Origin of the sequence: Burkholderia sp. AcTa6-5, assembly GCF_017815075.1 — a bacterium.
GTDB classification, from domain to species: Bacteria; Pseudomonadota; Gammaproteobacteria; order Burkholderiales; family Burkholderiaceae; genus Burkholderia; species Burkholderia sola.
Map to the genome: position 1 here is coordinate 1 of NZ_JAGIQE010000013.1, position 24,947 is coordinate 24,947.

Annotated in this window: 20 protein-coding genes and 1 pseudogene; 7 read left to right on the plus strand and 14 right to left on the minus strand. The window is 64.6% G+C overall.

Translation table 11 applies throughout. From position 1 onward, the window contains the following. Positions 1 to 233, minus strand: a pseudogene (locus J8I33_RS18350) (efflux transporter periplasmic adaptor subunit); the annotation flags it as partial. Positions 234 to 457: 224 nt separating this feature from the next. Next, complete coding sequence (locus tag J8I33_RS18355) at positions 458 to 1,339, minus strand: LysR family transcriptional regulator (protein ID WP_069619685.1); 882 nt, start codon at positions 1,337 to 1,339, stop codon at positions 458 to 460. Positions 1,340 to 2,060: 721 nt separating this feature from the next. Between J8I33_RS18355 and J8I33_RS18360 the strand changes: the two genes are divergently transcribed. Next, the gene (locus J8I33_RS18360) at positions 2,061 to 2,915 is read left to right on the plus strand and encodes an AraC family transcriptional regulator (protein WP_245172200.1); all 855 of its coding nucleotides are present in this window, start codon (positions 2,061 to 2,063) and stop codon (positions 2,913 to 2,915) included. Between the two features lie 169 nt (positions 2,916 to 3,084). Here the strand turns inward: J8I33_RS18360 and J8I33_RS18365 are convergent, their stop codons facing one another. Both J8I33_RS18365 and J8I33_RS18370 read right to left on the minus strand, forming a co-directional pair. Further along, positions 3,085 to 4,035 (minus strand): LysR family transcriptional regulator, encoded by a 951-nt coding sequence (locus J8I33_RS18365; RefSeq protein WP_209938502.1) that lies wholly within the window; start codon positions 4,033 to 4,035, stop codon positions 3,085 to 3,087. Positions 4,036 to 4,334: 299 nt separating this feature from the next. Then, on the minus strand, positions 4,335 to 5,633 hold the full coding sequence (locus tag J8I33_RS18370; RefSeq protein WP_209938503.1) for an adenylosuccinate synthase: 1,299 nt from the start codon (positions 5,631 to 5,633) through the stop codon (positions 4,335 to 4,337). Positions 5,634 to 5,773: 140 nt separating this feature from the next. Between J8I33_RS18370 and gcvA the strand changes: the two genes are divergently transcribed. Beyond that, entirely contained in the window at positions 5,774 to 6,679 is a 906-nt protein-coding gene (gene gcvA, locus J8I33_RS18375; RefSeq protein ID WP_209924155.1) for a transcriptional regulator GcvA, read from the plus strand. Positions 6,680 to 6,833: 154 nt separating this feature from the next. On the opposite strand, the gene J8I33_RS18380 is transcribed toward gcvA, so the two are convergent. After that, positions 6,834 to 7,142 carry a DUF4148 domain-containing protein gene (locus J8I33_RS18380; RefSeq protein WP_124651852.1) on the minus strand — a complete coding sequence of 103 codons (309 nt, stop codon included), beginning with the start codon at positions 7,140 to 7,142 and terminating at the stop codon, positions 6,834 to 6,836. A gap of 2,347 nt (positions 7,143 to 9,489) precedes the next feature. On the opposite strand from J8I33_RS18380, the gene J8I33_RS18385 reads away from it, so the two are divergent. Further along, positions 9,490 to 10,806, plus strand: coding sequence for a replication initiation protein (locus J8I33_RS18385; protein ID WP_069619691.1), 1,317 nt, complete (start codon positions 9,490 to 9,492; stop codon positions 10,804 to 10,806). A 95-nt stretch (positions 10,807 to 10,901) separates the two neighbouring features. Here J8I33_RS18385 and J8I33_RS18390 read toward each other — a convergent pair whose 3' ends face one another. From J8I33_RS18390 to J8I33_RS18405, 4 genes are all read right to left on the minus strand, one after another. After that, positions 10,902 to 11,933 carry a ParB/RepB/Spo0J family partition protein gene (locus J8I33_RS18390; RefSeq protein WP_124555189.1) on the minus strand — a complete coding sequence of 344 codons (1,032 nt, stop codon included), beginning with the start codon at positions 11,931 to 11,933 and terminating at the stop codon, positions 10,902 to 10,904. Next, complete coding sequence (locus J8I33_RS18395; protein ID WP_006497839.1) at positions 11,926 to 12,621, minus strand: ParA family protein; 696 nt, start codon at positions 12,619 to 12,621, stop codon at positions 11,926 to 11,928. The genes J8I33_RS18390 and J8I33_RS18395 overlap by 8 nt, the downstream gene beginning before the upstream one ends. A gap of 1,635 nt (positions 12,622 to 14,256) precedes the next feature. Then, positions 14,257 to 15,273: an AraC family transcriptional regulator gene (locus J8I33_RS18400; protein WP_050015681.1), complete on the minus strand. Its 1,017-nt coding sequence runs from the start codon at positions 15,271 to 15,273 to the stop codon at positions 14,257 to 14,259. Positions 15,274 to 15,400: 127 nt separating this feature from the next. Further along, the gene (locus J8I33_RS18405) at positions 15,401 to 16,525 is read right to left on the minus strand and encodes an MBL fold metallo-hydrolase (RefSeq protein WP_124637407.1); all 1,125 of its coding nucleotides are present in this window, start codon (positions 16,523 to 16,525) and stop codon (positions 15,401 to 15,403) included. An 84-nt stretch (positions 16,526 to 16,609) separates the two neighbouring features. On the opposite strand from J8I33_RS18405, the gene J8I33_RS18410 reads away from it, so the two are divergent. After that, positions 16,610 to 17,263, plus strand: coding sequence for a TetR/AcrR family transcriptional regulator (locus J8I33_RS18410; protein WP_209938505.1), 654 nt, complete (start codon positions 16,610 to 16,612; stop codon positions 17,261 to 17,263). Between the two features lie 173 nt (positions 17,264 to 17,436). Further along, the gene (locus tag J8I33_RS18415; protein ID WP_209924159.1) at positions 17,437 to 17,928 is read left to right on the plus strand and encodes an NAD(P)H-dependent oxidoreductase; all 492 of its coding nucleotides are present in this window, start codon (positions 17,437 to 17,439) and stop codon (positions 17,926 to 17,928) included. Between the two features lie 107 nt (positions 17,929 to 18,035). Here J8I33_RS18415 and J8I33_RS18420 read toward each other — a convergent pair whose 3' ends face one another. Continuing rightward, positions 18,036 to 18,620, minus strand: coding sequence for a DUF2889 domain-containing protein (locus J8I33_RS18420; protein WP_209938507.1), 585 nt, complete (start codon positions 18,618 to 18,620; stop codon positions 18,036 to 18,038). 649 nt (positions 18,621 to 19,269) lie between these two features. Here J8I33_RS18420 and J8I33_RS18425 point away from each other — a divergent pair. Beyond that, positions 19,270 to 19,986, plus strand: a complete 717-nt coding sequence (locus tag J8I33_RS18425) for a ProQ/FINO family protein (protein ID WP_245170035.1) — start codon at positions 19,270 to 19,272, stop codon at positions 19,984 to 19,986. A gap of 470 nt (positions 19,987 to 20,456) precedes the next feature. Then, the gene (locus J8I33_RS18430; protein ID WP_209938509.1) at positions 20,457 to 21,518 is read left to right on the plus strand and encodes a DMT family transporter; all 1,062 of its coding nucleotides are present in this window, start codon (positions 20,457 to 20,459) and stop codon (positions 21,516 to 21,518) included. Between the two features lie 118 nt (positions 21,519 to 21,636). On the opposite strand, the gene J8I33_RS18435 is transcribed toward J8I33_RS18430, so the two are convergent. The 4 genes from J8I33_RS18435 to J8I33_RS18450 all read right to left on the minus strand — a co-directional run bounded on the left by J8I33_RS18435 (position 21,637) and on the right by J8I33_RS18450 (position 24,914). Beyond that, positions 21,637 to 22,062 (minus strand): TOBE domain-containing protein, encoded by a 426-nt coding sequence (locus tag J8I33_RS18435; protein ID WP_050015667.1) that lies wholly within the window; start codon positions 22,060 to 22,062, stop codon positions 21,637 to 21,639. Positions 22,063 to 22,229: 167 nt separating this feature from the next. Next, positions 22,230 to 23,726, minus strand: a complete 1,497-nt coding sequence (locus tag J8I33_RS18440; protein WP_209938511.1) for an efflux transporter outer membrane subunit — start codon at positions 23,724 to 23,726, stop codon at positions 22,230 to 22,232. Beyond that, positions 23,723 to 24,700, minus strand: a complete 978-nt coding sequence (locus tag J8I33_RS18445; RefSeq protein ID WP_209938513.1) for an HlyD family secretion protein — start codon at positions 24,698 to 24,700, stop codon at positions 23,723 to 23,725. Before J8I33_RS18445 ends, J8I33_RS18440 begins: the two co-directional genes overlap by 4 nt. 1 nt (position 24,701) lies before the next feature. After that, positions 24,702 to 24,914 carry a DUF1656 domain-containing protein gene (locus tag J8I33_RS18450; RefSeq protein ID WP_006481008.1) on the minus strand — a complete coding sequence of 71 codons (213 nt, stop codon included), beginning with the start codon at positions 24,912 to 24,914 and terminating at the stop codon, positions 24,702 to 24,704. Positions 24,915 to 24,947 lie beyond the last annotated feature (33 nt).

Genomic DNA, 24,947 nt, shown 5'->3' on the forward strand with positions numbered 1-24,947 from the left:
AATTCGCGGCGCAGCACGATGCCGTCGACCCGCGCGCGGACCTGCGCGACGAGGAATGCACTGGTGCGGCCCGGCAGCTCGGTCACCGCGGGCACGGCTTGCGGCTGGACGGTGACGACGCCGACTTCCGGCGTTTGCGGCGGCGGCGCCGCTTCTTTTTTCCCGCACGCGGCCAGGAAAACGGCAGCCGTTGCGGCAGTGATTAAGCGGTATGGAACCCGTTCGACGCGCATGGAGCGACCTCTCACAATTAGACGACCTTCAATGGGAATCACCAGATCTCCTCATGGCCCTGACGCGCGGCGAACCTGAAGGGTCCTGTCCGCCGCGGATGCGGACACGTGTTGCGGGTGTGCGTTGCACCCGGCGGAGCGTTCGTTCGCCGAACTGCTTCCGAAAAGGAACGGCGAGCCCGCTGCCTCGGCGGGATCGCGTTGCCATGGGTTCTGCCAGACTGCTAGCGCGCGGGTCGGAATGCGGCGCCGGCGAATTCGATGAACGCGCGCGCGGCGGCCGGCAGACGTGCGGCACGCGCATGCGCAAGCTTCAACGTGACGGGCGCGAGCGGATGGAGCGGGGCCACGCGCACCAGCGTGCCGGCCGCCAGATCGGCGTCGACGAGATACGCGGGCAGCACCGCCGCGCCCATGCCGGCCACGGCCAGCCGCCGTGCCATCTCGAGATGGCCGACGCCCGTATTGCCGGGCGCGACGCCGGATCGAATCCCGGCCGCGTGGTCGTCATCGGCCGCCGGCAACTCGAGCCGCACGGTCGCGATGTCCGGCCAGTCGCCGGACGCAGCCGCGCCGCCGTGCGCGGCGACATAATCAGGCGCCGCGACGCGCACGGATTCGTACGCGGCCAGCGTATGCAATGCATGCGCGCCGGACACCGGCATGCCGTCGGTCAGGAACGCGACGTCGATGTCTTCGGTAGTCAGGTCGACGTGGGCATCGGTCAGCGTCACGGTCGGCCGCACGTCCGGAAACCGGTGCACGAAACGATCGAGCAGCGCGCTCAGCTGGCTGAGCCCGAACGCGACCGGCGCGGCCACGCGCAATACGCCTTCCGGCTTGCTGCCCATCGCGACGAAACGGCCGTCGATCTCGTCGATCGCACCGAGAATCCGCTCGACGCGCGCGAGATACAGCTCGCCGATTTCCGTCAGCGACTGGTGGCTCGTGCTGCGTTGAAGCAGGCGCGCGCCGAGGCGCGTCTCGAGCGCATCGACCAGTCGGCTGGCCATCGCCGTCGACACGCGCAACCGCGTCGCCGCCCGGCGAAACCCGCCTTCCCTTGCCACCGTCACGAATGCCCGAATCGATTGAAGTTGGTCCATTTGTCCGGATTTCCCTGCGCGGACGACTGCCCGTCCATCTGCACCCGACGCCGCGCCACAGCCGACCCGCATCGGCCCGGCCAATGCGGCGGCCCCGACACCGGCTCCGCCGGGTCGGTCGACACGCTCGCGACGGGCACGCGTCGGCTTGCAACGGACGCAAGCCGGCCTCGGCAAGCCCGATGCACGATCGTTCAATAGCAGTCCTGAGTCTTTCCCGGCGATTCGCGGCGGCAACGCGCGCGGCAAGGCCGGCGGCGTCCGCGCATCACGCGGACGGTGTTGCCCGTATCGTCCGGGCACGCTGAATCGCATTTCCTTCAGCAGGTGCAATGGTAGGGAAACCGCCGGAAAATGGCTTGCCCGATCCTGCGATTGTTTTGCCTTAATTTCCGAATTTGTGCGTCGCACACCCTGCCACGACAGGCGACGCGGCCGCCGATCATGCAGGTCCGGATGATCGGGCTAATTTCGGACAGTTTTAGGCAATCCCGCGCACGCAACTGGCCGTACGATGTGACCGCCATGCCTGCACGCCGGCAGCGAATCGCAGCGCACGCACGGCATCGCCCGCTCCGCCAACCGCTCACGCAACATGGAAATCGACGCCCGAACGCCGCCGCAACCGCGCCATCCACCGGATCACGATGCCAGGTCGCCAGCCCGATCGCCCGCTGCCCGGCTCGCGGCGCTGATCGCCGTGTACGCGCCGCACGACGGCATGTTCGACCTTCCGCTGCGCGGCATGCGTGTCGCGCGCGCGTCCGCGCTGCCGCCGCAGTGGAACCACGGCGTGCACCACGCGTGCCTGAGCATCGTCGGGCAAGGCGCGAAGTCGATGCGGGTCGGCGACGATACCTACACGAGCGACGAATCGCGGATGCTGGTCGCCACCGCCGACCTCCCCGTGACCGGACGCGTGACGCGCGCGAACCCCGCCGAGCCGTTCCTTTACGCGCAACTCGCACTCGATCCGCACCGCATCGCGGCGCTCACGCCCGTCGTCTTTCCGCGCGGGCTGCCGAAAGCCGTCGACTACCGCGCGCTCGACACGCTCGACGCGACGCCCGAAATCGTCGACGCCGTCGCGCGGCTGATGCAACTGATCGCACAACCGGACGACCTCGACCTCCTCGCACCGCTGATCGTCGACGAAATCCTCATCCGGCTGCTGCGCGGCCCGTCGGGCGCGCGCATCGCGCAGATCGGCGACGCCGGTTCGACGACCCAGCGCATCTCGCGCGCCGTCGCATGGATTCGCGATCACTATCTCGATCCGATGGCGGTCGACGCGCTCGCGCGACAGGTGGAGATGAGCCCGTCGACCTTCCACCATCATTTCCGTGCGGTCACGTCGATGAGTCCGTTGCAATGCCAGAAGGTGCTGCGGCTGCAGGAGGCGCGCCGCCTGATGTGCGTGTCGGCGATGGATGCGCGGCAGGCGTGCCGCAGTGTCGGCTATGTGAGCGCGTCGCAGTTCAGCCGTGAATACGCACGGCTGTTCGGCGACGCACCGGGCCGCGACGTCGCTCGGCTGCGCGGCGAAGCGGTGCCGCTGTCGCGCGTCGCACCATGAACGCGAATCGCAAGAAAACGCTTTCATAAGGACGTGCCGGGAACACGGGCATCATTGTCCAACCGGTCCGCGCACATGCATGCGTCGCCTGCCTTTAACGCAGGACTGCGAATTATTTCAGTTGACCCGAAAGACAGTGCGCGGTACTCACGTATCGATCATGCGTGAATCAGGACTGACGAGACACGCAGCAAGCGTTCAACGCGGCCTCGTCGGCGGCCAGCATCTCGGGCACGCATTCCCGCAGGAAATCGACGAACGTGCGGATCTTCGCATCGAGATACTGACGCGACGCATACAGCGTATAGACCGTCAGCTTCTGCAACCGGTAATCGGGCAGCACGCGCACCAGCGCGCCGCTCGCGAGCGCGGGCAGCGCAGCCGACATCGGCAGCGGGCCGATCCCGAGCCCCGCGCGCAGCGCGGCGCCGAGCGCATCGGCGATATTCACCTGGAAATCGGGCACCGACAGTTCGAACGTTTCGCGGCCGTTCGGGCCGTCGAGATGCCAGCGGTCGCGCGGAAACAACGACGTGACGAGCCGCAGGCACGCATGCCCGGCGAGATCGCTCACCGCGCGCGGCGTGCCGCGCGCCTTCAGGTAGGCAGGCGACGCGCACAGCACGCTGCCCACGTCGCCGAGCCGCTGCGATACCAGCCCGGAATCGGGCAGCTCCGTCGTGCTCAACTGCAGCGACACGTCGTAGCCTTCGTCGATGATGTCAGGCACGTGCTGCGACAGCGTCAGCTCGACCGCGACCGACGGATAGCGTTCGCGGTAGCGCACGACCGCGGGCACCACGTAGGACTGGCCGAAACTCGTCGTCGCGTGGACGTGCAGCCGTCCGGACGGCTTCGCCTGTGCATCGGCCGCCTCGGCTTCCGCTTCGTCGATGTAGCCGAGAATGCGCTGGCAGCGGTCGAGATAGCGCTGCCCGGCGTCGGTCAGTGCGATGCGGCGCGTGCTGCGGTTCAGCAGGCGCGTGCGCAGATGCGTTTCGAGTTGCGCGACCGAACGCGACGCGTAGGCCGTCGTGATGTCCAGGCGCTGGGCCGCGCTCGTGAAGCTGCCCTCTTCCGCGACCCGGACGAAAATGCGCATCATCTGTAACGTGTCCATCGACCTGTCCCCGCGATTGTCACGTCGCGCCGTCGTGCGGCCAGGGTGCCGGCAGCGCCGGCACACGCCGGTCTGGCGCGAATTGTGCGGAACAGTACAGCAGCGGTGCAGGCGTGTCCAGTTCGCCGTAGGCGGCACGATCCGGATGCCGAATCGTGCTGCGAAGCCGCTCACCGAGCGGCATCCGGGCCGGGCGGACATGCGTATCGGAGGGACCGACAGGCCAACCGCTGCGATCGGCAAAAGCTACCCGCCGACCACGATCGCGCTCTCGATCGACACCCTGTGCATCTCGCGCGTTACGCGACGCCCGCCGCATCGAACGGATTGCGCAACACGATCGTGTCGTCGCGCTCCGCGCCGGTCGTGATCATCGACACCGGCGCGCCCGCCACGGCTTCGATGCGCGCGATGAAAGCCTGCGCGGCCCGCGGCAGCGCCGCACGCTCGCGCACGCCCTGCACGGAGCCTTGCCAGCCTTCGAACCGTTCGTAGAGCGGCTTCGCGCGCGACTGCGCATCGAGGCTCGCGGGCAAATGATCGACGCGCGCGCCGTCGAATTCGTAACCGACGCACAGCGCGATCGACTCGAAACCATCGAGCACGTCGAGCTTGGTCAGCGCCAGCGACTCGATGCCCGAGATCCTGACGGCCTGGCGCAGTTGCGCGGCATCGAGCCATCCGCAGCGTCGCGGCCGGCCGGTGTTGACGCCGAACTCCTGTCCGCGCGTACGCAGCGTTTCGCCGGTCACGTCAGTCAGCTCGGTGAGGAACGGGCCGCCGCCGACCCGCGTCGCATACGCCTTCGTCACGCCCAGCACGTGGCCGAGCTTCGCTGCCCCGAGCCCGGTGCCGGCCGCCGCGGCCGATGCCACGGTGCCCGACGACGTCACGAACGGATAGGTGCCCCAGTCGATGTCCAGCATCACGGCCTGAGAGCCCTCGAACAGGATGCGCTCGCCGCGATCGGTCGCGTCGTTGAGGTCGGCCCAGACCGGACGCACGAACGGCAGGATCTTCGGCGCAAGCGCAACCAGCGTCGCCAGCATCGCGTCGCGATCGTACTCGTCGAGCCCCAGGCCGCGGAACCACGCGTTGTGATGGTCGACGAGCACGTCGAGTTTGGCGGCGAGCCCGCCCGGTTCGGCGAGATCGCCGACGCGCAGCCCGCGACGCCCGACCTTGTCCTCGTAGGCCGGCCCGATCCCGCGCAGCGTGGTGCCGATGGGTTCGCGGCGCAAACGCTCCTGCGCCTCGTCGATCGCGCGGTGAATCGGCAGCACCAGCGTCGCGTTCTCGGCGATCGACAGGTTGTCCGGCGTCACCGACAGCCCGAGTTCGGCCATCCGCCCGGTTTCCGCGAGCAGCGCTTCCGGATCGAGCGCCACGCCGTTGCCGATCACGCCGCGCTTGCCGCGCACGATGCCGCTCGGCAGCAGCGCCAGCTTGTACGTGTTGCCGCCGACGACCAGCGTGTGGCCCGCGTTGTGGCCGCCGTTGTAGCGTGCGACGACATCGGCCTGCGCCGCCAACCAGTCCACGACGCGCCCCTTGCCTTCGTCGCCCCATTGGGCGCCCACGACCACCACGTTCGGCATGCTCCGTACTCCATGTGAGAAATTCAGACACTCGGTCGGCCCGGTTGGCCGTTTGTGTGCCATATTGACGGAGCCGAATCACCCGATCAAACGATTAAACCTGAACCATCGTGTGAGTAAATTTCACGCGAAACGATGCAATGGCCCGACGACTCCCTCCGTTGAATTCGCTGCGCGCGTTCGAAGCCGCCGCGCGGCTCGGCAGCTTCACGCTGGCCGCCGACGAGCTGTGCGTCACGCACGGCGCGATCAGCCGGCACGTGCAACAACTGGAAGCGTGGCTCGGGCGGCCGCTGTTCGAACGCCACAACCGGCGCGTCGAACTGACCGCGGCCGGCCGCGCGTACCTCGCCGAGGTCGGCGCTTCGTTCGACCGGATCGCACTTGCCACCGCGCAGCATTTCGGCCACGCGCAGCAGCGCGTGCTGCGCGTCAGCGCGCCCGCGACGTTCTCGCTGCGCTGGCTCGTCCCGAAGCTGTCGTCATTCCAGGTCGCGCATCCGGCCATCGAGGTGCGGCTGTCGACGTCGAACGAGCCGATCGACAAGCTGCGCGACAAGGTCGACCTGATCGTTCGCGGCGGCCCGCAGGCCATCGACGGGTACGTTGCGGAGGAATTCCTGTCCGAAGTCCGGCTGCCGGTGTGTGCGCCGAAGTTGCTGGAGGGCCGGTCGCTCGAGACGCCTGCCGATCTCGCCGGCTTCACGCTGCTGCACGCGGCAACCTATCCGGGCATGTGGCCGGAATGGCTCGCGGCGGCCGGGCACCCGAACCTCGTCCCGCGGCACTCGCTCACGCTCGAGCATTTCTACCTGACGCTGCAAGGCGCGCTCGACGGGCTCGGCGTCGCGATGGGCCCGATCGCGCTGGTCGCCGACGACATCGCCGAAGGCCGGCTCGTGCAGCCGTTCAGCGAACCGGCGCTGCCGCCGTGGCGCTACTTTACATATGTGGCGTCCGCGCGAGCGGACGACGACGCCGTACGCGCGTTCAAGGACTGGCTGAAAGCAACGGGAAGCGCGACTGCGTCGGGCGAGCGGCGCTGAGCGCCCGCGCCTGTGTGTCGTGCATCTTCACGACATGCAGGATTCCGAATCGAATTGAATAAACGTATGGAGCATGTTTGCTTTCGTGCATCGCGCGATCGCGACACACGCGGCAAGCCGCGGATCGGCCCCGTGGCTTGCCGCCGGACGACGCTTACTGGCTTGCGGCGCCGGCCTTCTTTTCCGCGTTCTGCAGGTTCTGCGGATAGTTCGGATCATTGGCCGCCGGCTTGTAACCGGCGTCTTCGAGTTTCTTCAGCTCGGCGGTGTTCTTCGCACGCGCAGCCTTGCGCTCGGCTTTGCGTTTGGCCTTGGCCGCCTTGCGCGCTTCGCTCTTCGCGGCCTTGGCGTCCTGTGCAGCCGGCGCGCTTGCGGTTTCCTGTGCAAAGGCCGGAACGGCCGAGCCGAACAGGAAAGCGGCTGCGGTAGCAGCCAGCGTGAGTTTTCTGATCTGGATTCGCATCGCTGAACTCTCTTTTTTGATGACCATCACGGTTTGAAAAACCATCGAGATACCGCCCCTGCCCTGACCAGTCGTCATGTCGCGGTCAGGACTTGAGCATCATAACCGTGTCGCAAAAATTGTGGCGTCAACGTGCTGACGGAATTGGGGATACACGTATGGGAGACGACGCGGTTGGTGCGCTCGAGGTCGGCCGCCGCGGTGCTCGACGCGGTGCGAGGCGCCGACGCGTGTTTCACTGGTGGCGATATCGATACGCTCATGCACTCATGCGCGACGTGAGGATCGTCGTGCTTGCACGATCACCGCAGCAGCAGTCGATCCATGCGTCACGTTATCGTTCGATGCGGCTCGAGCGACGGTTCCTCCCATAAACGACCACGATTCGTTTCTTCGGCGGTCAGGAGGGTTACGTTGCGTCGTTGCGGCGTGCGGCGATCTGTTCGGTACCGCTTGCCGCACTGTGATGCAGAAGGTTGTCTGTGTGTGGAGGCAAAGCGGGTGGTCGATCCGTAGGTCTGACAAAAAAGGCGGGGCGGCGCAAGCGGTGAAGACGTCGGCCCGATGGACTGCACGCATGCGCTGAAACTGATCATGAGCGAGCAGCGCTCGTCGGGTGGATATGCCCATGGCCGTGAAGCCTATCCGTCTGTGCAACCGTGCTTGCCGACGCTGAAGCGCCACACAAGGATACCGATCGTTTCCCGTTTGCTCCCATCGATGGTTCCTTATGTGGATGAGGGCTGGGATCTACACAGCTTGCTTATACATGTGCCACCGCCTATCGGTGAGCTTTTACGGGATTCCGCTTTTTCGGAAGGTGAGCATATTCGGGAGCATCGGGGAATTCGATTGCGGTGAGCTCCGGCACCGACAGCACCTTCACGTTGGTTCGCAACGATGTCGACGGACACAGCACGGCTTGCCGGGTGGCACTCCAAAGGTAGAAAAACGGACCGGACGTGGGATGGAAACAGCCGGGATCGGATTCCGTCGGGCACAGTCCACAGGCTAAATTTGGCGAGCGGCATCACAGGCGATCGACAAAAAACTTGTCCATAGACGAGGCCGCGCGAGTACAAAAAACCATTCGCGGGCAGTCCAGGATGATTTCGAACTGCTGTGGACGAAGCGACGGGATTCGCTGCGCTCGTCAGTCATGGTGCCGAGGGTGCCATGGGGCACATTTTTGGGTCCCATAAACGGGAACCTCTACGTCGAAACCGCGCATTTCCTCCCATAAGTTTCTACGTTTCGGCGTTTGTGAGTGGGTACTCACCTCTTCGGGAGGCCCTGTCAGGCCTGGAGCCTTCCTGGAACGGTGTGTCAAACAGAGCCGAGTCGGCCTGGATCGCAGGATCTGAACGCCTTGCGTCCCACAGAAGACTCCCATTGGTAGCGGTTTATGGGGTTCGTCTTTCTGTGCAAGCACACGTGTGTTTACATCTTTGGTAAACCACGTTTACTTCTTTAACTACTTTTAGACGGCTCACAGCCTTGTCTGGCAAGGGTTTGAGGGGTGTTCGGTGCCCATTTATGGGAGCACAGGTGGAAGGGTTTGGGGTTTCAGGTCTGTGGATTTGGGGGTTGGGGTACCGTGTTGTGGGGAATCCGGGTTGTGGATATGGGGCGAACGTATCCGGTTATGGGAAATCGACCGTCAATCGCGCTCGGTAGTCGTCTATGGGAACACAGGAAGGTAGCCTTTTATGGGGGGCTTTTCTCGGTTGGTAGTCCGATGCGTGCACAGTGATTTTCTTCGGGTAGCCGGTTATGGGAAATCTGGACGGTACCTATTTATGGGAGTCGGTCTCAGTCAATTTGCTGCCCTTTGCTCGGGGACGCCGTGAAGCTTTCCCATAGACAGGGCTAAGGCCACGGACAGGTTACTGCCTATGGGGAAAACGAATGGTTGCCGTTTATGGGAGCGATTTCCACCTTCAATCCGGAAAGCAGCTGCGTCGACCCCGGTGACAGGTAGCCTCCTATGGGAAACGACAAAGGTAGCCTGTTATGGGAGAAAAAGGCAGCTGTGTTGCGGGGCACCACGAATCTTCCCGGCGATCTCGATTCCGTCCGTTTGCCCCCATGGATGGGTACCTTCGTATGGCAATTCTTGTGCCGGGTTGCCCTGTCGAGCCGGGAAAGGTAGCGGCTTTTGGGAGGTATTTTGATCAAAAGGTAGACGGATATGGGGCTCTGAACAAATCGTGAAACACGGATTTCTCCTTACGTATCAGATGGTTAGCTAATATAGTGAAAGTGATGCTGGAGCAAGGGCGTTGCTCCGTCGCGCGAAAAGGTATAAAGTCCGCTCTCAATAAGGCAACCTTACCCGGACACCACGATGCCGCGCAAGCCCGCAAGCAAAGGCTCAGACAAACAGGTTTCGCTGTTTCAGACACCCGAGCCGCCCGACTTGCTGCGCAAGGCGGTCCAGGCGATTCATATCGCACCGAAGTCGGGAAAGATCGGTCTGCAGCAGCGCAAGATGTTCAGCTCGCTGATCAAGAACGCACTTCGGCAGGAGGCGTTCGAACCGGGCCGGACGAGCTTCTCGATCTCGATCGCGTCGCTGTCGCACGAGAGCGGGCTGAACAGCAACAACACGAAGTACGTGAAGGATACGGTCAACTCGCTGATCAGTACCGTCGTCAACTGGGACTACCTGGCCGCGGACCGTTCGACGGTCTGGAAAGCGTCGGGCCTGCTCGCCGGCGCGGAGCTCGAGCAATCGGTGCTGAAGTACAGCTTCTCCGACCAGATTCGCAGCGAACTGCTCAATCCCGAAATCTACGCGCTGATCGATATGCGGATCGCTCGCGAGTTCCGGCGATCGCACTCGCTCGCGCTGTGGGAAAACACGGTGCGCTACGAAGGGATCGGCATCACCGCGAAGATTCCGCTGCCGAAATTCCGTGACCTCATTCTCGGCCAGGACAAGGCGTCGCAGTCGTACAAGGAATACAAGCTGTTCAAGAGCAAGGTCCTGGTGCCGTGCATTCAGGAGGTGAACGAAGTATCGGATCACACGCTCGAGCTGATCGAACACAAATCCGGCCGCAGCGTGGAAGCCGTGCAGTTCAAGGTGACACGCAAGCAGAGCACCGATACGGTCGAAGACGGCGACGTCAAGAACGAAGCGCTGGTCGAGGAGGTCGCGAAGTTCGGCATTCCGCGTTCGGAGGCGCGCCGGCTGATCACGCAATACGGCGTGCAGCGCATCAAGGCGGCGATCGCCTATACGCTCAATCGGACCACGAAGAAAAATGCGGCGCCGGTCGACAACGTCGCCGCGTATTTCCGCAAGGCGCTGACGCACGGTTACACGCTGGCCGACGGGCAGGGAACCGAAGCGGCCGCACCGGCGAAGGAATCCGCGCAGAGCAAGCAGGAACAGATTCGCGACAAGTATCTGGCGGCGAAGGTCGAGGAAGCCGGCGCGTATTTCCGCGAGCTGGAGATCGACGACCAGACCAAGCTGATCGAGCGTTACAACGAGACGGTGGCGGGTTCGAAGGACCTGACGCTGTCGCCGAAGAAGAAGGCGAGCAAGCTCGCGCAGACCAGCTTCTTCCGCTGGCTGGCGCTCGATACGTGGGGCGAGCCGACCTCGGATGACCTGCTGGAATTCCTGCTGAAAAGCAGTCTCGCGGGCAACTGAACGAGGCCTCGCCGTCGTGCGCGCCGTGCGCCGGACCCTGTTGTGGTCCGGCTGTGCGGCGCAGCGCGAAGGCGAGGCCTTTTGCCGGTGGCGCGTTACTTTGGCGTTGCCGCCGCCAGATCGGCGACGTATGCGTCGATGACGGTCTTGAGCTTGTCGGCAAGCGCTTCCTGGTGGGATGCGTCGACGCCCTTGAGCTGCAGATCCAGACGTCCGTCCGGATAAGTCTTCAACTGACCGATTGCGCGCGATTCGAGTGCGAAGTCATGACGGACGCTATAGCGCGTCCGTCCGGGCTTCTTGGCGCCGTCGCTTTGCGCACGCAGGAAATTCTCGAGATCGCGGACGGATTTTTTCCGGTCGATCACGGCCGTCAGCAGCCGGTCGGCCGTCGGCTCGCCCAGGCGTTCGAAGATCAGCTTCAGAAAGTACGCGGCCTGCAGACCGACCACGTCGTTCGCACTCGCCATCCGCTCCAGCAGCGTGTTCGGCAGCGCGTTCAGCGACAGCGTCTTGCTGATCGATGCCTTGTCCTTGCCGATTTTTTCCGCCAGCGTGTTCTGGTCGGCAAAGACCTTCTCGTCGAGCAGACGTTTCCACGCGACCGCATCGTCGAAGATCGTCTGGCGTTCGTGGTCGTGGTTCGCGCGGTACGCGATCGTATAGAGCTGCTCGGGCGTGTGATCGGTGCGGAACGTCGCATTGATCGTCTCGTCGCCGTTGATGCTCGTCGCACGCAGCCGGCGTTGCCCGTCGATCACGACGAGCTTGCCGGGAAATTCGGGGAGCCGCGTGACCTTGATCGGCTCGATCTGCCCTTCCCGTTTCAACGTTAGTGCGAGTTCGTGCAGGCTCGACTCCGAGTAGAACACGCGCGGGTTGAACGGGTTCGGAATGCAGTCCTTGACCAGCACCTTCTGCGGCGCGCCCAGATCGGGCGCACCGGCGGGCGCGGTTGCGGCCGGCGCACTGGCGGGCGCCGCTTCGACGACGGCAGCCGGTGCGGCCGCCGGCTCGGGCAGCCGCGTTTCGAGCGCCGCGTTTTCCTGCGCGAGTCCGCGCAACAGGCCGGCTGCCAGATGCAGGTTGCCGGTCGGCTTCTTGTCTTTCGAGGTGTCCTTAGCCATGGGCGGCTCCGGTAGCGCGCGTCGACGCGATGTATTGGGCCATTTCCGTGACCAGTTTTTCGATTTCCGCGCGGGCTTCCTTCAGGCCCTTCAGGTATCGATTATGGTGATGGATCGTGGTGCCGAGCGCGAACGTCTGACGATAGACCTCGCGTTGCGCAATCTGGCTGTCGAGCAGATGCTCCCCTATTTCTTCAGCTCGTAAAATTTTTAAAATTTCTTCACGCATTTTAGTTTTTCCATTAACGCTATTCAGCATTAATGCGGAAGAAAGTTGAGGATTTCGAACGGCGCGCATCGACTCGATCATGCGGATCATTGCAACCGTGCTGTACAGATCGGCCGGCGACGGCGAAAGCGGCACCAGGCAGAAGTCCGCCACTTCGAGGACGGATGCAATACGTGGATCTTCGAGGTTGCCGGGGCAGTCGACGACGATCACGTCGAAGTTCGCGTCCTGTTTCTTGATTTCGCCGCCGATGCCACGGCCGGCAGGCGCCAGCGACAGGACCGTCATCGGGAGCGTGTTCTCGCCACTTGTGACCCACCGGACGGAAGTGCCTTGAGGGTCGGCATCGATCAGCGCGACCTTATTGCCGCCGGCTTCGAATGCCGCCGCGATGTTGACGGAGATGGTTGTCTTTCCAGTTCCACCTTTTTGATTACTGACGGCGATCTTGAAAGCCATTGAATTCCTCCTAGGAGTTTTACGTAATATAGGCAGTTATTCATAGGTTGTCTACAAAAGTGTTCAATGCTATGGACGTTTTATTGGTCGTTGTGGTTGTTACGTGACAAGTAGGCCGAATAGCTAGGCGTTATTCGAGAGTAGGGATTCGATAAAAAACCGTCGCTCTCGGTTGCAAAAGAACGAACGACAAATGTGAGGGAAGCCGACGGTCTTTGGGGTCCATAACGAGATCTTATGGAGAGACTTGGCGTTTTGGCGTGCGTAGATTTCATTCGAAATTCGATACGAATCCATGTCGGTGATGATGTTGGTCACGGAGAAACAGAGGGTTGTCACGTGACAAGTCGCTGGATCTCCGATTTCTCTTGGGCCGTACGTCGTGAGGAACTATTGCATACGCCGCGTCTCGGATTCCGCAGGAACGTCAGAAATTTCCTTACTTCAATTGTCGATGCGCGCGGCGCGTGACCATATACCCCTCGTCGGTAACGAGGTGAGTTGTCACGTGACAAATGGATTCCGACGCATCTCCTAACGGGAACTCCGCGATCATCAGGGAGTCGTCGCGGTTGGCGTGTGCTCGTGGCGTACAGGGCTTATTGCTAAGGAGGAACGGCATCGTCGACAGTTTTCGGTCTCGGCTCGTCACTGAATCGCTAGCGAGTTGTCACGTGACAACAGGAGCCGGTGTCTGGAAGACTCGTGCGGCGGGCGGGCTGTATATGAAGGGAAGAGGCCCGCGCGAGGGTTGCAAACGAGCGTCTCGGTAGCGTGGTCCGGACATCATCGGGCCGTTATTCCGCTATCGTCGCATGGACGCTCACGTGTCGAAGCTATGCGTCAGAACAACTGCTGAGGTGCGCCCCCACGACGATATCGTGGCGATTATGATGTGTCCCCATTTAAACGGTGGAGCGAAATTAGTGTTGCTGCTCGTGTCGGCCAATAGGAAGAGGGCTGTCTCGTGGCAAGTATCAATTCACCGTGCCCTGGAGAGGTTCGACGTGCGCGAGATCGCCGCGTATACCGGCCGCAATGGGTGATGAATCCATGTGCCAGGGACATGTGCCAACCCAAACGGGTCGGGTCGTGAAACATTCGTCGAAAATCGATGCTCGCTCGAAATCCTTGTGTGGCAAGGACTTGCGCCACATTCTTCATCCTGTTTCACGCGAAATGAGCGCGAAAAGGCTTGAAAATGGGGGCGTATGCTATTTCAGTGCGACGGCGTTGGGGATCGGCCCAATCGCAGATAGATTCGTCTCAATCGATACGTGATTTGTAGTTTATGAGACGTTTTGTGGCGGGGCGCAGCTAGAGGTTGTCGACGTGTCGGAGGATCACTCCACCACTGCGTGGCATCGAGCCGCCAATTCGGCATCAAGTGGGCTTGGTATTTAGCGCCGGTTGTCACGTGACAACGCATGTGCCGAGCCCCGGATTCGTGAAATCGCGAAATATGGAACGGAGAAGCTGAGGCCGGGGAGTCGTCGAGCAGGATTCTGGAGCGCCGCCGGTACAACATGATCTGACAGAGTGGCGCGCGTCCCCTTAAACTGCATGCGACAAATCCAGCCCCGTACTTTGCGAATCCCATCGACGCCCGTACATCGCTACCGTCCGCGCTCGCGATCAATAACTCGCCACGATCGACAGAGCGACGTCCGCGCCACCTCGCAGGCTATCGATATCCCGTCGCGGAGAATTACCGAACAGCCGACTATATTCCCGATTGAACTGCGTTGGGCTCGCATACCCGACCCTGAACGCCGCCGACGCTGCATCGAGCCGCTCCGCCAGCATCAGCCGACGCGCCTCGTTGAGTCGTATCCATTTCTGATACTGCAACGGACTCATGCCGGTGAGCTGACGGAAGTGATGATGGAAGGTCGAACTGCTCATCTGAACTTGCGCCGCGAGATCATCGACGCGCAACGATTCGTCGTAGTGAGCGCGCAACCACCGGATCGCGCGCGACACGCGGTTGCACTGACTGCCGGTGGACGCAATCTGGCGCAGGCGCGCGCCCTGGTCGCTCGTCAGCAGCCGATAGTAGATTTCCCGCTCGATATACGGTGCGAGAACGGCAATCGCGTTCGGGTCGTCCAGCAGCGCGAGTAGCCGGTTCAGCGCGTCGTACAGCGGTTCGGTCATGTCGCCGACGACGAGTCCGCGGCCAGCCGGCGCATCGTCGTGATCCGGCGCGACTTGCATCATCAGTTCGGCCATGACGCGGAAATCGAGCTTGAGGCCGAGCCCGAGAAACGGTTTGTCGGGACTGGCCTCGATGATTTGCGTCGAACCGGGCAGATCGAGCGACGTGATCAGAAAGCGGTCGGCGTCATAGATATACGCATCCCCGCTCTGTATGACCCGCTTCGCGCCCTGAACGACGAGGCCGAAGCTCGGCTCGACCATGCATTCCATCGGCAGCGTCGGCGCTTCCCTTCGATGAAAGCTCAGATTGGGAATGGCCGTGTTGAGGTGATCGACACCTTCGGTCCATCTCGCGACGCGCTCTGCGAGCGCCTGCCGCAATTCGTTCTCGCGGCTGCGGCGGGTCGAACGGTGGCCTGCCTGGTCGAATGCGGTGATGGCGACATCATCGTCTCGTTGGCCGGGCATGTATCGGACGGGTACCGGATGCATGACTTCTCTACTCAGGTAATCGGGTCGACAGGCAGCCGTCGACGTGCAGGGGAGGCCGGCAACGCATTCACCACCCGGAATCGCGGCACGGTCATCTTCCCGGCAGGCACGCGCAGCGACTGGCGGACTACTTCGTCGCCTGCGATGCGCAAAGCTGCCAGCGTCGCGATTTCGCCGCCGGCGCTGCCGCGCGCTCGTCGACCGCGCGCCACCAGCGCTCGCCACGATGCGGCGCGTCGAGATCGAGGCGTTCGCCCATTCTCGGTGTTGACAGTTCGATGCCGCGTACGAGCGCCAACGCCGTGACACGCTCGAACGGCTCCTGCCAGCGATGCATGGCGAGGTCGAACGTGCCGTTGTGGATCGGGACCAGCCAGCGTCCGCGCAAATCGATGTGCGCCTGCACGGTTTCTTCCGGCTGCATGTGCACGTACGGCCATTGCGCATCATAGGCGCCTGTTTCGATCAGCGTGACGTCGAACGGCCCGAGGCGCTCGCCGATCTCCCGGAAGCCATCGAAATAACCCGTATCGCCGCTGAAGAATACGCGCAGGTCGTCGTCGACGATCACCCACGACGCCCACAGCGTACTGTTACCGTCGAACAGGCTACGCCCGGAGAAGTGCTGGGCGGGCGTAGCCGTCAGCGTCAGCCCGGCCACGTCCGCGCTTTGCCACCAGTCGAGCTGGCGAACCTTGTCCGCGTCGATGCCCCATTCGATCAATCGATCGCCGACACCCAGCGTCGTCACGAACACGCCGGTGGTGGCGGCAAGCGCGAGCACCGTGTCGCGATCGAGGTGATCGTAATGATCGTGCGACAGGATCACGCCGCGCAGCGGCGGAAGATCTTCCAGCGCGATCGGCGGCGCATGAAAGCGCTTGGGGCCGATGCGCCGAAACGGCGACGCGCGCTCGGCGAACACCGGATCGGTCAGCCAGAATTCGCCGCGCAGCTTCAGCAACAGCGTCGAATGGCCGAGCCGGTACAGGCTGCGATCGGGCGCCGCGTCGAGTTCCGCGCGGGTCAGCGAATCGACGGGGAGGGCGCCGGCCGGCACGGTATGACGCGGCTTGTTGACCAGCATGTTCCATGCGATGCCCAGCGTCTTGCCCAATCCTTCGGCGGGCCGCGGCGCGACATTGGCAAAGCGCTCGCCGTTGTGCTGCGGCGAACCGCCGGACAGCGTCCGGCCGCGGCGGGCCGCCGCAAAGCCCAGAATGCGGTGAATCAAAACGAGAGGCGATGCCATGTCCGGTTCGTCCGAAGAATAAAGTACACTAAACAGTGTAGTTTATTTTTGAGATAAGTAAACTGCCCGGTGTAAAATTTCTGTATGGATACCAGCACTTCCCCTCAGCGCCTGACCGACCGAAAGCGCGCAGCCATCGTCGATGCGGCGATCGAGGAATTTCTCGCGGCCGGCTACGATGCGACGAGCATGGATCGTATCGCCGCGCGCGCCGATGTGTCGAAACGCACGGTCTATAACCACTTTCCGAGCAAGGAGACGCTATTCGCCGCGATCCTGAACAAGCTGTGGGATGCGACCCGGACCGGCAACTTGCCGACCTATCGCGCCGACGTGCCGCTGCGCGAGCAACTGCTCGCGCTGCTCGAGCGCAAATTGCGGTTGATGAACGACGAAGCGTTTCTCGCGCTGGCGCGCGTCGCGATCGGCGCGGCCATCCATTCGCCGGAACGCGCGCGCGACATGGTCGAACGTCTCGGCGAGCGTGAGGAAGACGTCACGGTCTGGGTGCGTGCGGCCGCGGCGGCCGGCCGGCTGGCGGTCACCGATCCGGTGTTCGCCGCGCATCAGTTGCATGGCGCGATGAAGGCATTCGCGTTCTGGCCGCAGATCACGATGGGCCAGCCGCCGCTGACGGCGCAGGAGCAGCAGAAAGTGGCGGAATCGGCCGCCGACATGTTCCTCGCGTACTACGCGCGACACGAAGACGGCGCCGCATCGCATCGCGCGCAGGGCTGAACGCGCATCCGCGGGCATCCGGTAGCGCGGACCAGTCGAAATCGCTGCGATGCGCGAAACCCGCCAATCCGGAGAAGCCGAACGCACAATCGCACCTACCCGTGTCGACCAGCCAGCCGGCCCAAACCCGGCGATACGTCCGCGCACCCGAAACCGACTGCGAGCAACGACCCATGAAAACGCTGTTGATCGTCTATCACACGATGACCGGAGGCACGCAGCAGATGGCCGAAGCGGCTGCCGGTGCGGCTCGCGAGCAGCCCGGCGTCGACGTCAGGCTGCAGCGCGCGGACGCGACGAGCGCCGACGACGTGCTGGCAGCCGACGCGTACCTGTTCGCGACGCCGGAGAATCTAGCGGCGATGTCCGGGCTGCTGAAGGATTTCTTCGATCGCTGCTACTACGCGGCGCTCGATCGCGTGAACGGTCGTCCGTATGCGGCGATGATCTGCGCGGGCAGCGACGGACAGAACGCGTTGCGGCAGATCGACCGGATTGCGACCGGATGGCGGCTGAAGAACGTCGCACCCGGGCTGATCGTCTGCACACATGCGCAGACGCCGGAGCGTATTCTCGCGACGAAGACGATCGACGAAGACGCGCTCGCGCGCTGTGCCGAACTGGGTGCGGGGCTTGCCGCGGGGCTGGCACTGGGCGTGTTCTGAGGACGGATACGGCAGCGCCGATCTGCCGAATCGACACAGGCGGGATCTGCAGTCGTTCGCGCAATACCGGTTTCGCAAACAACGCCGGACCGCCGCGTGCCGGGGCTTCAGCCGCCCTTCGCAGTGCCCGAAGGCCGGTGATGTTCGGGCCAAAGACGTTTGACGAGATCGCGCGATGCGCCGTACGCGTAGCAACTGTCGATCTTGAGCGGCTTGCCTTCGCTGTCGCGGTAATCGAGCGACGATCGCCGCATGCCGACCATCGTCTGATAGGCCGTCGTCGCGATCGGGCCGAGCAATTCCTTCAGGTGCGTGCACGTATCGCAAGACGGCAGGCGCTTGCGCACCTCGCTGTTCCAGCCCGCGCCGATGGTCAATCCGACGAGCGCCTGCAGCGAGTCGCCGCCGCCCGGACATTGCGCATACGGATGCGAACGGATGAACGTGGATACGGCGCGCACGACCATGTCGACGTCGAAGACGAGCGTCACGCCAAGCTCGTGGAGCGGCGTCAGCGCCGCGACCGTCCGCGCACCGCCGGGCGGCGTGAAATCGCTGGTCTTGCGGTCCGCGAGGCAGGCCGTTACTTCGAACAGGCCGTCGCTGCGCCGATAGCCGCGCATGTCGATCTGCCGATGGTGGATCTCGTCGCGCGCGATGCCGTCGTGCGGGGTGTCGTCTTGGGAAACCATGCATCCGCTCCGTCTCTTGAAACCGGGTCTTTTCGCAGGCAACGGGATCGCGCACGGCCGATCGGGCGTACGGTGAAAAGCCGGCGGGACGTGCTGCCAACGAAGTCGATTCGGCCATACTACGCACTTTCCGATATTTTCGTCCGCGACGCGTTCGATGCGGACGCAACCAATCGGCCGCCGATGCCGGCGCAAGCGAGGGTCGGGCGGGCGTGTCGGGCGACGTCGGGGGCCATGCAATGCAACGCTTTGCGGACGCGGCACGACGCTGTTCGACGGCTGTCGCGCGGAAGATCGCATATTCAGTCGAGCGTCCGCCCGGCCCGATTTCCGGCCGGGCCGCGAATGGCGTGACATCCGGAAACGTATCCATATAATGCGCAACACGACCACGCGGACGCATTTTCGGCGCCGCGGCTCGGGCAAATGCGGACCGGCGAGTCAACCGACCGTCCCGCGTACCGGTATACTTCCACTCCTGCCTTGTCCGGCATCGAGGCCGGGTGCCTGAAAACAGAGTGGCGTGCGCGATGCGGCCCCGTAGTGTTCCGCACCGGCGGCAGGCCGGCCGCACGCATGGCGGCGATGCTTTTGCGCCGCGCGGCATGGCCGCACGAACCACACCTTATATTCCTGGTGGATTGAATTTATGGGATTTGAACAACTTGCCGAATTGCGGGCGCAGCTCGCAGCGAAGGCCAAGCAGGAGCGCAACGCGAAGCGGCCGGCGGCGCCGACGGACGCCGGCGCGAAGCCGAAGTCCGGCGACCAGCCGTCCCGCGGCGCCAAACCGGGCGCCGGCGCGAAGGCACAGCAGCGGGCGAAGCCTGCTCCGACGAAGCCGTCGGCGCCGGTCGATCCGGTCATCGTCGCGATCGGCAAACTGCAGCGGAAGTTTCCGCGCGCGTTCCCGAAGAATCCGGCCCCTAAAGTGCCGCTCAAGGTTGGCATCTGGGACGATCTCGCCCGCGAAGCGCAGGCCGTGGGCCTCAGCGAAGCGGAACTGCGCGAGGCAATGTCGACGTGGTGCCGCGGCAACCGCTACTGGTCCTGCCTCGTCGAAGACGCGGTGCGCGTCGACCTGCAGGGTAACGAAGCCGGGCGCGTGACGCACGACGACGCGGCGCGTGCGCGCCGTCTGAAGGCTCGTCGCCCCGGCGGCAAGGGCGCGGCACAATCGGCCAAGGGTGCGCCGCAGCAGCCGAAGGCCGAGCAGCAGGCCGAGGTCGCTGCTGCACTGCAACCGGCGCAAGCCGAAGCCGAAGCGAAGGTGCAGACCGATGCCGCGCCGCAGGTCGAAGCGGAAGCGAAGGTGCAGACCGGCGCCGCACCGCAGGTCGAACAGCAAGCGGCCGGCAACGAGTAATCCACATCGCGCGCCGCGTACCCGCTGCAAGCCGCGGCGGCGCATGACACGACAGACCGACCGGCGTCGACAGACGCAGGTCGGGACTGCCTCTACCGGCACTGAACCTGCCGGTCCATCTCCTCCCCGTCGAACAGACAACGCGACCGGACGACTCACATTCGTCGATCGGGCTCGACACGCGCGAGATCTTGATTGTTCCGCTTGCGTTCAGATAATTCGCATCCCTGAGTAATTGGCGGGCCGACCAGATAATTCGCGTTACGAAATGATGAAGCGAAACGCGTCGATCGACGCGTGAGCGATCCCGCCTGCTCGTCGCGATAAAAATTGCGCGCGATAATCACGACTGGATCATCAGCCCGCGGGCAAGCCGATTGCCGCGATACAACCGTCATTCGAAAAATAGGGCAGGCCTGGCTCGACCCAAAGCCACGCCCAGCGCCGTTAACGCCAACTCAACCCGGACCATGAACCCGAGACGTTCCGCGATTTTCGTCGCGCTCGCCGCTGCCGCGCTGTTCGGCGCCGCGACACCGCTCGCCAAGGCGCTGATCGGCGCGATGTCGCCGTTCATGGTCGCTGGCCTCTTCTATCTCGGCAGTGGCGTCGGACTCGGCATCGGGATGCTGCTGCGCGGCTGGCACGGCCGTCACGCACCGGCCGCGGACGCCGCGCCGTTGCAGCGCGCCGATCTGCCGTGGCTGGCCGGGGCGATCGCGGCGGGCGGCGTGGCTGGCCCGGCTCTGTTGATGCTCGGCCTATCGAGCACGCCGGCGGCGACGAGCGCGCTGCTGCTCAATCTCGAGGGCGTGCTGACGGCCGTGATTGCGTGGGTCGTGTTTCGCGAGAACGTGGATACGCAGATATTTCTCGGCATGGTGGCGATCGTCGCCGGCGGCACGCTATTGTCGTGGACGCCGGGCCGGGCCGGCGTGCCGGTCGGCGCGCTGCTGATCGTCGGCGCATGCCTGTGCTGGGCGATCGACAACAACCTGACCCGCAAGGTGGCCGCCAACGACGCGATGGTGATCGCGTGCGTGAAAGGGCTGATCGCGGGGCCGGTGAACATCGGCATCGCACTGGCGACCGGCGCGACGCTACCTGCGATACCGGTCACGGCGGAGGCGATGCTGACGGGGCTCGGCGGCTACGGGATCAGCCTCGTGCTGTTCGTCGTCGCGCTGCGTCATCTGGGCAGCGCGCGCACCGGCGCGTACTTTTCGATTGCCCCGCTGTTCGGGGTCGTGCTGTCGCTGCTGATCTGGCCCGCGTTGCCGCCCGCGACGTTCTGGATCGCGGCCGCGCTGATGGCGTTCGGCATCTGGCTGCACGTGCGCGAACGGCACGAACACACGCATGCGCACGAGCGGCTCGAGCATACGCATCGGCATCGGCACGACGACCATCACCAGCACGCGCACGACTTCCCGTATGACGGCGATGAACCGCACACGCATCCGCACGTGCATCTGCCGATCACGCACAGTCATGCGCATTTTCCGGATATTCATCACCGGCATCGACACTGACCGCGTCGTGAGCGACGGGCGCTGCGCATTGCAAGGTGGCCGTTTATGGGAACGCTAACAGCCGATCGTTGGTTCCGGAATGCTGGTTGCCCGCACATTGCGTGCGATCGTCACGCGATCACTCGACGCCGACGATCACGCTCGATGCCTTGAAGACCGCGGATGCGGCGGCGCCGCTCGCGAGCCCGAGACGATCGACGCTGTCGTTGGTGACGATCGCGACGATTTCCGCACCGCTCGCCGCCTTGATCACGACCTCCGAATTGACCGCGCCCTTCGCGACCGACGCGACGGTGCCCGCGACGCAGTTGCGAGCCGACACCTTGCTGCTGTCGACGTCGACCATCACGATGACCGACGACGCCTTGACGAGCGCGAACGCGTTCGTGCCGGCCGCGAGGCCCAGCGACGCCGCGCTGCCATGGGTGATCACGGCGACGATCTCGAGGCCGTCCTGCGTGCGCAGCGTGATTTCGTCGTTGACGGCACCGGGCTTGACGGCGCTGATCTCGCCGGCGAATTGGTTGCGGGCGCTCGTTCGCATGATGACTCTCCGGGTGGTTGCCGCGGCAGAGCCGGCTGCGGCAAAAGGTGATTGGAAATGCATCGGCCAGTGTACCGTCAACGCCGGCCCTGCGAGTGCCATCGCGCGAATCAGTCCAACCCGTTGCCGCGGGGCGTGTCGTCACGCATGCGATATAGCCGATGTCGCTACGGCGCCGACGGGCCGGCCGCGGGTGCCGCGGCCGCGGAGCCGGCGTTCGCGGCGGCTGCCGCACCGTCGCCGTCCCAACCGCCGCCGAGCGCGAGGAAGAGCCGCACCTGGTCGGCCGCGACCTGCCCTTCGGCCGCCGCGACCTGCGCCCGCACGCTCGTCAACGTGCGCGTCGCGTCGAGATCGGCGATGAACGATTCGCGGCCGGCCGCATAGAGACGATGCGTTTCGGCGGCGGAACTGCGGGCCGATTCGTACGCGGTGCGCAGCGCATCCGTGCGTTGCACGTCGGCTGCATAGGTCGCGAGGCTCGACTGCGTTTCGCGCAGCGCGTTCAGCACGACCCCGTCGAAGTGCGCGAGTGCGCCGCCCGTCGCGGCTTCGGCTTCACGCACGCGCGCACGCTGGCCGTTCACGGGGAACGACCAGCTGATCAGCGGTCCGAACGACCAGCGATTCGTGGTGGACGAGAACAGGTCGGCGGCGACGCCGACCGAACCGGCCGACGCACCGATGCTGACCGACGGATACAGCGCGGCGGTTGCCACGCCGATCCGCGCGGTCGCGGCGGCGAGCTGCCGCTCGGCTTCGCGCACGTCGGGGCGGCGGCGCAGCAGCGCGGCGCCGTCGCCGATCGGAATCGGCCGACGCAGTTTCGGCAGGCGTTCGCATTCGGCGGCGGCTTTCGGCAGGTCGGCCGGCGCGCGCGCGAGCAGCGCGGCGAGCTGGTACTGCGCGATCTTGCGGCGGCCTTCGAAGCGCGGAATGTCGGCGGACAGCGTGCGCACCTGCGTCACGCCGCGCGTCACGTCGGTCTGGTTGCCGCGCCCCGCGTCGCGCAGCCGCTGCGACAGCGCGACGCGCTGTTGCTGCAGCGCGAGCGACTGCTTCGCGATCGCCAGTTCGTCGCCGGCCGAGCACGCTTCGACATACGCGCGTACGACGTCGGCCACGACCGTGATGCGCGCGAGGTCGCCGGCCGCCTTGACGGCCTCGCTGTCCGCGCGCGCGGCTTCGACGCCGCGCCGCAGCTTGCCGAACAGGTCGAGCTCGTACGACACGTTGATGCCGACCGTGCCTTCGTTGACGACCGGCAGCTTGTTTTCGAGCAGGTATTGCTCGGCCGATTCCTGCGCGCGCTGCACGGCTGCCTCGGCTTTGCCGGAGAAGCCGCCCTGTTCGTTCGCGACCACCAGCGCCGCGCGCGAGCGGGCGAGGTTCGCCGCGGCGACGCGCAGGTCGGTGTTCGACTTCAGCGCATCGCGCACGAGCCCATTGAGTACCGGGTCGTCGTACAGTTGCCACCAGTTGCCGGGCACCGCGTCGCGCGACACCAGCGTGCCGTTCGCGTCGTCGAGCGCATGGTTCGCGAGCGGCGCGTTGACGTACGCCTGTTGCGGCAGCGTGTAGTCGGGGCCGACCGACTTGCACGCACCGAGTGCGAGCGCAAGCGGGGCGAGCGTCGCCGCGACGCGCAGACCATGCCGCTTCATTGCGAGGCTCCCGCGGCGCTGGCGGCCGTACCTGACGTAGCCGAATCCGGCGCGGCCGCCGATGCGGCGCCGGTGCCCACCGGCTTCGCGTCGTCGTTGCGGTGCGTGTCGGCGCCGCGCATCGATACGGTCGCGGTACGGCCCGCGATCATCCGGAAATCGTCGGGCACCTCGTCGAGCACGACGCGCACCGGCACGCGCTGCGCGAGCCGCACCCAGCTGAACGCCGGGTTCACGTTCGGCAGCAGGTTCGCGCCCTGCGTGCGGTCGCGATCCTCGATCGCGGCGACGATGCTCTGCACGTGGCCGCGCAGCGCATGTGGCTCGCCCATCACGATGATGTCGACCGGCTGGCCGATATGGATGCCGCGCAGTTTGGTTTCCTCGAAGTAGCCGTCGACGCGGAACGAGTTGCGGTCGACGACCGACAGCACCGCGCGGCCGGCCGGCACGTATTCGCCGACGCGCGGGGCGCGGTCGTTCAGGTAGCCGTCCACGGGACTGACGATCGTCGTGCGCTGCAGGTTCAGCTTCGCGGTGTCGAGCGACACCTGCGCATCGGCGACGCTGGCTTCGCCTTGCTCGACGCGCGTGCGGCTTTCCTCGACCTGTTCGCTCGCGACCAGGTTGCCGAGCTGCAGGTTGCGCGCGTATTCGCGCTTCGCCTGCGCCAGCGTCGCGCGGCGCTGCGCGAGCGTCGCTTCGGCGAGCCGTTCCGCGAGCGCGTAGCGCGCCTGGTCGATCACGAACAGCACCTGGCCACGCTTGACCTCCTGGTTGTCGGCGACCTGCACCGACGTGATGAGGCCCGACACGTCCGGCGCGACCTGGATCACGTCGGCCCGCACGTGCCCGTCGCGCGTCCACGGCGAGAACATGTAGTAGTTGATGATGCGCCACAGCACGAGGCCGGCCACGACGACGACGATCAGGGTGAGCAGGACTTGCCCTGCCGAGAGCCAGGTTTTTTTCACGTTAGGTAGCCACGAGTTGGTGGGACACGATCACGACGGCGGCCAGCACGAACACGTAGATGCCGAGGTCGAAGATCGAACGGTGCCAGACGAGGCGGTAGAAGCCGACGCGCTCGAGCACTGCGCGCACGACGATGTTGATCAGGTACGCGATCAACATCAGTACGAGCGGGGCCGGCACGAACACGCCGAAGATATCGATTTCGCCGATCATGGTCGCGGTCGGAAGGACAAGGTGGAAAGCCGG

Coding starts and splice junctions, on each gene's coding strand:
- J8I33_RS18420 (WP_209938507.1), bottom strand. CDS start 18,620: ATGGTTTCCCAAGACGACACCCCGCACGACGGCATCGCGCGCGACGAG.
- J8I33_RS18365 (WP_209938502.1), bottom strand. CDS start 4,035: ATGGACACGTTACAGATGATGCGCATTTTCGTCCGGGTCGCGGAAGAG.
- J8I33_RS18425 (WP_245170035.1), top strand. CDS start 19,270: ATGGGATTTGAACAACTTGCCGAATTGCGGGCGCAGCTCGCAGCGAAG.
- J8I33_RS18435 (WP_050015667.1), bottom strand. CDS start 22,062: ATGCGAACGAGCGCCCGCAACCAATTCGCCGGCGAGATCAGCGCCGTC.
- J8I33_RS18450 (WP_006481008.1), bottom strand. CDS start 24,914: ATGATCGGCGAAATCGATATCTTCGGCGTGTTCGTGCCGGCCCCGCTC.
- J8I33_RS18355 (WP_069619685.1), bottom strand. CDS start 1,339: ATGGACCAACTTCAATCGATTCGGGCATTCGTGACGGTGGCAAGGGAA.
- J8I33_RS18385 (WP_069619691.1), top strand. CDS start 9,490: ATGCCGCGCAAGCCCGCAAGCAAAGGCTCAGACAAACAGGTTTCGCTG.
- J8I33_RS18430 (WP_209938509.1), top strand. CDS start 20,457: ATGAACCCGAGACGTTCCGCGATTTTCGTCGCGCTCGCCGCTGCCGCG.
- J8I33_RS18410 (WP_209938505.1), top strand. CDS start 16,610: ATGGATACCAGCACTTCCCCTCAGCGCCTGACCGACCGAAAGCGCGCA.
- J8I33_RS18415 (WP_209924159.1), top strand. CDS start 17,437: ATGAAAACGCTGTTGATCGTCTATCACACGATGACCGGAGGCACGCAG.
- J8I33_RS18405 (WP_124637407.1), bottom strand. CDS start 16,525: ATGGCATCGCCTCTCGTTTTGATTCACCGCATTCTGGGCTTTGCGGCG.
- J8I33_RS18360 (WP_245172200.1), top strand. CDS start 2,061: ATGTTCGACCTTCCGCTGCGCGGCATGCGTGTCGCGCGCGCGTCCGCG.
- J8I33_RS18390 (WP_124555189.1), bottom strand. CDS start 11,933: ATGGCTAAGGACACCTCGAAAGACAAGAAGCCGACCGGCAACCTGCAT.
- J8I33_RS18440 (WP_209938511.1), bottom strand. CDS start 23,726: ATGAAGCGGCATGGTCTGCGCGTCGCGGCGACGCTCGCCCCGCTTGCG.
- J8I33_RS18395 (WP_006497839.1), bottom strand. CDS start 12,621: ATGGCTTTCAAGATCGCCGTCAGTAATCAAAAAGGTGGAACTGGAAAG.
- J8I33_RS18370 (WP_209938503.1), bottom strand. CDS start 5,633: ATGCCGAACGTGGTGGTCGTGGGCGCCCAATGGGGCGACGAAGGCAAG.
- J8I33_RS18400 (WP_050015681.1), bottom strand. CDS start 15,273: ATGCATCCGGTACCCGTCCGATACATGCCCGGCCAACGAGACGATGAT.
- gcvA (WP_209924155.1), top strand. CDS start 5,774: ATGGCCCGACGACTCCCTCCGTTGAATTCGCTGCGCGCGTTCGAAGCC.
- J8I33_RS18380 (WP_124651852.1), bottom strand. CDS start 7,142: ATGCGAATCCAGATCAGAAAACTCACGCTGGCTGCTACCGCAGCCGCT.